Source organism: Mycobacterium sp. E2989, assembly GCF_001667595.1.
Taxonomy (GTDB): Bacteria; Actinomycetota; Actinomycetes; order Mycobacteriales; family Mycobacteriaceae; genus Mycobacterium.
Genome location: NZ_LZJX01000069.1, coordinates 1 through 6,601 on the forward strand (window position 1 = coordinate 1; position 6,601 = coordinate 6,601).

Sequence of the window (6,601 nt, forward strand, 5' to 3'; positions counted from 1 at the left end):
GCATCTACGCCGACGTCCTGGGCCTCGAGCGCGTCAGCACCGACGACTCCTTCTTCGAACTCGGCGGCGACAGCATCTCGGCCATGGGCCTGGTCGCCGCGATCAACAGCAACCTGGGCGTGGCCCTCCCGGTCCGCGTTGTCTTCGAGGCGCCCACGGTCGCCCAGCTGGCGCTGCGGATCGGCGAGGGCGCCCGCGGGCTGGAGCCGTTGGTGGCCGCCGAGCGGCCCACTGTCATCCCGTTGTCGTTCGCGCAGAATCGGCTGTGGTTCCTCGACCAATTACAAGGCCCGTCACCGGTTTACAACATGGCGGCCGCGCTGCGGCTGAGCGGACGGCTCGATGCCGACGCGCTCGGCGCGGCCATGGCGGATGTGGTGGCCCGCCACGAGAGCCTGCGCACGCTGATCGCCGCGCCCGAGGGAACGCCCCAGCAGCTGGTGCGCCCCGTCGAACGGGCCGACTTCGGTTGGGAGATCGTCGACGCCCGCGGCTGGTCGGCCGGCCGGCTCGACGAGGCCATCGGAACGACGGCGCGCTACACGTTCGATTTGGCGGCCGAAATCCCCATGCGGGCAGAGCTTTTCCGCGTCGGCGAGGACGAGCACGTGCTGGTGGCCGTGGTCCATCACATCGCCGCCGACGGGATGTCGATCACCCCGCTGGTGCGCGACCTGGGCATGGCCTACGCCAGCCGGTGCTCCGGGGAGGCCCCCGGCTGGTCGCCCTTGGCCGTTCAGTACGTCGATTACACGCTGTGGCAGCGCGCGCAGCTCGGCGACCTCGACGACCGCGAGAGCCCCATCGCCGCCCAGCTGGCCTACTGGCAAGAGGCCCTGGCCGGCATGCCCGACCGGGTGCCGCTGCCCACGGACCGGCCCTACCCGCTGGTGGCCGATCAGCGCGGCGCCACCATCGAAATCGACTGGCCCATAGACCTGCAACGCGGCGTCGGCGAGCTCGCCCGCAAGCACAACGCCACCAGCTTCATGGTGGTCCAGACGGCCCTGGCGGTGCTGCTCTCCAAGATCAGCGCCAGTCCCGATGTGGCGGTGGGTTTTCCGATCGCCGGGCGGCGCGACCCCGCACTCGACGACCTGGTCGGGTTCTTCGTCAACACCCTGGTGCTCCGGGTCGACCTGAATGAGCTGGGCGGCGACCCCACCTTCACCGACCTGATCGCCCAGGTGCGGCAGCGCAGCCTGGCCGCCTACGAACACCAAGACGTGCCCTTCGAGGTGCTGGTCGAGCGGCTCAACCCAACCCGAAGCCTGACGCACCATCCCCTGGTCCAGGTCCTGCTGGCCTGGCAGAACTTCGCCGGGCACGACAGCGGCCCGGTCAACGGCCTGTCCCTCGGCGACGTCGACATCGCGCCGATCCCGGTGGACACCCAAACCGCCCGCATGGATTTGACCTTCTCGTTGGCCGAGCGCTGGAGCGAGGACGGCGGCCCCGCCGGCATCGGCGGCACGGTGGAGTTCCGCACCGACGTTTTCGACGCCGAAAGCATCCAGTCCCTCGTCGGGCGGCTACAGCGGGTGCTGACGGCCATGACCGTCGACCCCACCCAGGCGTTGTCGTCGCTGGATCTGCTCGACGAGGCCGAGCATGCCCGGCTCGACGCGATGGGCAACCGGGCGGCGCTGGCCCGCCCCGCCGCCGCGCCGGTGTCCATTCCGGCGCTGTTCGCCGCGCAGGTGGCCCGCACCCCGGAGGCCGTGGCGCTGGTCTGCGACGGCCGGTCCATGACCTACCGCGAGCTCGACGAGGCCGCGGACCGGTTGGCCCATACGCTGGCCGGCCACGGGGCGCGTCCCGGACAGTTTGTGGCCCTGCTGTTTTCGCGCTCGGCCGAGGCGATCGTGGCGATCCTGGCCGTGCTCAAGTCGGGGGCGGCCTACCTGCCGATCGACCCCGCGCTGCCGGAGTCGCGCATCGGATTCGTGCTTGCCGACGCCGCCCCGATGGCCGTCATCACCACCGCCGAACTCACCGACCGGCTCGCCGACCACGACGTGCCGATCATCGACGTCAACGAAACCCCCCGGCCCGAAACGACATTGACGGCGCCGGGGCCGGCGGATCTGGCCTACCTGATCTACACGTCCGGCACCACCGGTGTCCCCAAGGGCGTCGCGGTCACCCACCGGAACGCGACCCAACTGCTGGCACGCATGGACACCGGCCTGCCCCGCGCCGGGGTCTGGTCGCAGTGGCATTCGCTGGCCTTCGACGTCTCGGTCCACGAGATCTTCGGCGCGCTGTTGCACGGTGGGCGGCTGGTCGTGGTGCCCGAGTCCGTGGCCCGCTCACCCGAAGACTTCCACGAACTGCTGGTCACCGAACGCGTCAGCGTGTTGAGCCAAACCCCTTCTGCGGCAGCGATGTTGGCCCCGGAGGGGCTGGAGTCCGTCTCCCTGGTGGTCGCCGGCGAGGCGTGCCCGGCCGAACTGGTGGACCGCTGGGGGCCGGGCCGGGCGATGATCAACGCCTACGGCCCGACCGAGGCCACGGTGTACGCGGCGGTCAGCGAGCCCCTGACGCCGGCGTCGGTGGAGTCCGGGGCCGTGCCCATCGGGTCGCCGGTGCCCGGGGGCGCGCTGTTCGTGCTCGACGGGTGGCTGCGGCCGGTGCCCGCCGGGGTGGTCGGCGAGTTGTATGTGGCCGGCGCCGGTGTCGCCAGCGGATATTGGAAACGGTCGGGCCTGACCGCATCGCGATTCGTCGCCTGCCCGTTCGGCGGGGCCGGCGCCCGGATGTACCGGACCGGGGACCTGGTGCGCTGGCGCGCCGACGGGCAGCTGGACTACCTGGGCCGGGCGGACGAGCAGGTCAAGATCCGCGGGTACCGCATCGAACTCGGTGAGGTGCGCGCGGCGCTGGCCTGGCTCGACGGGGTCGAGCAGGCGGTGGTGATCGCGCGGGGGGACCGCCCCGGCGATAAGCGCCTCGTCGCCTACATCACCGGAACGGCCGATCCGGCCGGGGCGCGCGAAGCGCTGGCGGAGCGGTTGCCGGCGTACATGATTCCCGCCGCCGTCGTCGCGCTCGAAGCGCTGCCGCTCACACCCAACGGCAAGCTCGACACCCGCGCCCTGCCCGCTCCGGAATATGCCGACGGCGACCGCTACCGCGCGCCCGGCAACGCCGTCGAGGAGATCCTGGCGGGCATCTACGCCCAGGTGCTCGGGCTCGACCGCGTCGGCATCGACGACTCGTTCTTCGACCTCGGCGGCGACAGCATCTCGTCGATGCAGGTCGTCACCCGGGCGCGGGCGGCCGGCCTGATCTGCCGCACCCGCGACATCTTCGTCGAACAGACCGTGGCCCGGCTGGCCCGCGTGGCCGAGGTGGCCGACGCGGGAGTCGCCGTGATCGACGAGGGCGTCGGGCCGGTGCCGGCGACCCCGATCATCCGGTGGCTGCAGGGGGTGGACGGTCCCGTCGATCAGTTCAACCAGGCGATGCTGGTGCAGGCCCCCGCCGGCGTCACCGAGGCCGACGCGCTGGTGGTGTTGCAGGCCCTGCTCGACCGGCACGGCATGCTGCGCCTGCGGGTCGGCGACGACTGGTCGCTGACGGTGCCCGAGCCCGGTTCGGTCGATGCCCGCGACTGCCTGCACACCGTCGGCGAGTTGTCCGACGCCGCGCTGGTGCAGGCCCGGTCGCGGCTGAACCCGGCCGCCGGGGCGATGCTCAGCGCGCTGTGGATCGCCGCCACCGGCCAGCTGGTGGTGATCATCCACCACCTGGCTGTCGACGGGGTGTCCTGGCGAATCCTGTTGGAGGACTTGAACATCGCGTGGGCCCAGCACCGGCAGGGACAACCGGTGGCGCTGCCCGCGGCGGGTACCTCGTTCGCCCGATGGGCGGAGCGGCTTGCCGAGCGCGCGAGCCACCCGGACGTCGTCGACCAGCTGGGCACCTGGCAGCGGGTGGCGGCGACGCCCGCGGCGCTGCCCGCGGTCCGCCCCGAGGCCGACACCTTCGCCACCGCCGGGCAGCTATCGGTCGAGCTGGACATCGAAACCACCGGCATGCTGCTCGGTGCGGTGCCGGCGGCCTTCCACGCGGGCGTCCAGGACATCCTGCTGATCTCGTTCGCCCTCGCGCTCACCGAATTCCTGGGCGGACCGCCGGTCGGCATCGACGTCGAGGGCCACGGCCGCCACGAGGAGCTGGGCCGCGACGTCGACCTGTCCCGCACGGTGGGATGGTTCACCGCCAAGTACCCGGTGTCGGTGAACGTGGGCGGCTTGTCGTGGGCGCAGGTGGTCGCCGGCGAGGCCGCGCTCGGCGCGGCGCTCAAGGACGCCAAGGAGCAGCTGCGCGCCCTCCCGGACGCGCTGACCTATGGGCTGCTGCGCTACCTGAACGCCGACGCCGACCTGGACGCGAACGACCCGCCGATCGGATTCAACTACCTGGGGCGTCAGGGCGGCGCCGCCGCGCTCTCCGACGATATGTGGCGGCCAGTGCCGGGCCCGGCCACCGCCGCGGCCGCGGCGATCCCCATGCCGTTGATGCACACGCTGGAACTCAACGCGGCCACCGTCGACACCGATGCCGGCCCGCGCCTGCACGCCAACTGGACGTGGGCGCCGTCCGCGCTGGAGGACGAGCAGGTCGCACGGCTCAGCCGGCTGTGGTTCGAGGCCCTGGCCGGGGTCTGCGCCCACGTGCGATCGGGCGGCGGCGGGCTGACGCCGTCCGACATCGCGCCCGCCCGCCTCAACCAAAAGCAAATCGACCAGCTGCAGCGCCACCACGACATCGCCGACGTGCTACCGCTGACCCCGGTCCAGCAGGGGCTGCTCTTCCACGCGAACACCGTGCGGGGCGGCGACCAGGACGCCAGCGACCTCTACGCCGGGCAGCTCGACATCACCGTCACCGGCCCGCTCGACCCCGAGCGCCTGCACGACGCCGTGCGCGGGGTCGTCAAACGGCATCCGAACCTGGTGGCCCGATTCTTCGACCAGTTCGACGAGCCGGTGCAGGTCATCGCGGCCGATCCCGCGGCGGCATGGCAGTACCTCGAACTCGAGGACGAGGCGGACATCGCGCGGCTGTGCGCCGCCGAGCGGGCCGCCGTCTGCGACCTGGCCAACCAGCCGCCCTTCCGGGTCGCCTTGATCCGCACCGCGATCGATGTGCACCGGCTGGTGCTGACCAACCACCACATCGTGCTCGACGGCTGGTCGATGCCAATTCTGCTGGCGGACCTCTTCGCCGGCTACTACGGCCAGCGTCCGCCCGCGGCGGCCCCCTACCGCGGCTTCGTCAGCTGGCTGGCCGACCGTGACCGCGACGCGGCCCGCGCCGCCTGGGGCGAGGTGTTCGCCGGCTTCGACACCCCGACCCTGGTCGGCCGCCAGGACCGAATGACGCTGGGGGAGCAGGGCATTCGAACGTTCGCGCTGCCGGCCGACCTCACCCGGGCCGTCGGCGAGTTGGCCCGCTCGTGCCACACCACCGTCAACACGGTGCTGCAAGCCGCCTACGCGCAACTGCTGTGCTGGATGACCGGTCAGCGCGACGTCGCATTCGGCACCACCGTCTCGGGCCGGCCGGCCGAGGTGCCCGGCGCGGAGGCGATGGTCGGCCTGTTGATCAACACCGTTCCGGTGCGGGCGAACATCACCCCGACGACGACGGCCGCCGACCTACTTTTGCAGCTGCAGGACGCCCACAACCACACGCTCGACCATCAGCACCTGGCGCTCAACGAAATTCACCGAATCACCGGCCAGGACACGCTGTTCGACACCTTGTTCGCCTTCGAGAACTACCCGATCGACGCCACCGCATTGTCGGGCAACCACGAACTGGCCATCACCGACATCGCCACCCGCGAATCCACCCACTACCCGTTGACATTCCAGGCCCAGCCGGGAACCGAACTGCGGCTGCGCGTCGAATACGACACCGACGTGTTCGACGCCGCGGCCATCGACACGCAGATCGAGCGGCTACGACGGCTGCTGACCGCGATGACGAGCGACCCGGCGCGGCCGCTGTCGGCGGTCGATGTGCTGGACGCCGGTGAGCGCGCTTGGTTGGACGAGGTCGGCAACCGGGCGGTGCTGAGCCGGCCGTGGGCGCCGGCATCGATTCCGGAGCTGTTCGCCGCGCAGGCGGCGCGCGACCCCAAGGCACCGGCGCTGACGTTCGACGGGCGGTCGATGACCTACCGTGAGCTCGAAAAAGCGTCAAACCGACTGGCACACTTGCTGATTCGCGGCGGCGCCGGCCCGGGTGAAGCCGTCGCGTTGCTGCTACCCCGGTCGGCCGAGGCGATCGTCGCGATCCTGGCGGTGCTCAAGACCGGGGCAGCCTATCTGCCGATCGACCCCGCGCTCCCGGCGGCCCGTAAAGACTTCATGCTCGCCGACACGGCGCCGATAGCCGCGGTCACCACGGGGGCCCTGCGACCGGAGTTGGACGGTCACGACCTGCTGGTGGTCGACGTCGCCGATCCCGCGCTGCACACCCAGCCCGCGACGGCGCCCGCCGGGCCATCCCCCGAGGACATGGCGCACATCATCTACACCTCGGGCACCACCGGCACGCCGAAGGGGGTGGCGGTCACACACGC

At 71.5% G+C, this 6,601-nt stretch carries 1 protein-coding gene; it reads left to right on the forward strand.

Annotated elements, in window-relative coordinates; translation table 11 throughout:
• Positions 1–6,601, forward strand: a 6,601-nt coding sequence (locus tag A5680_RS12580) for a non-ribosomal peptide synthetase (protein ID WP_156675090.1), incomplete at both ends; no start/stop codon positions are given.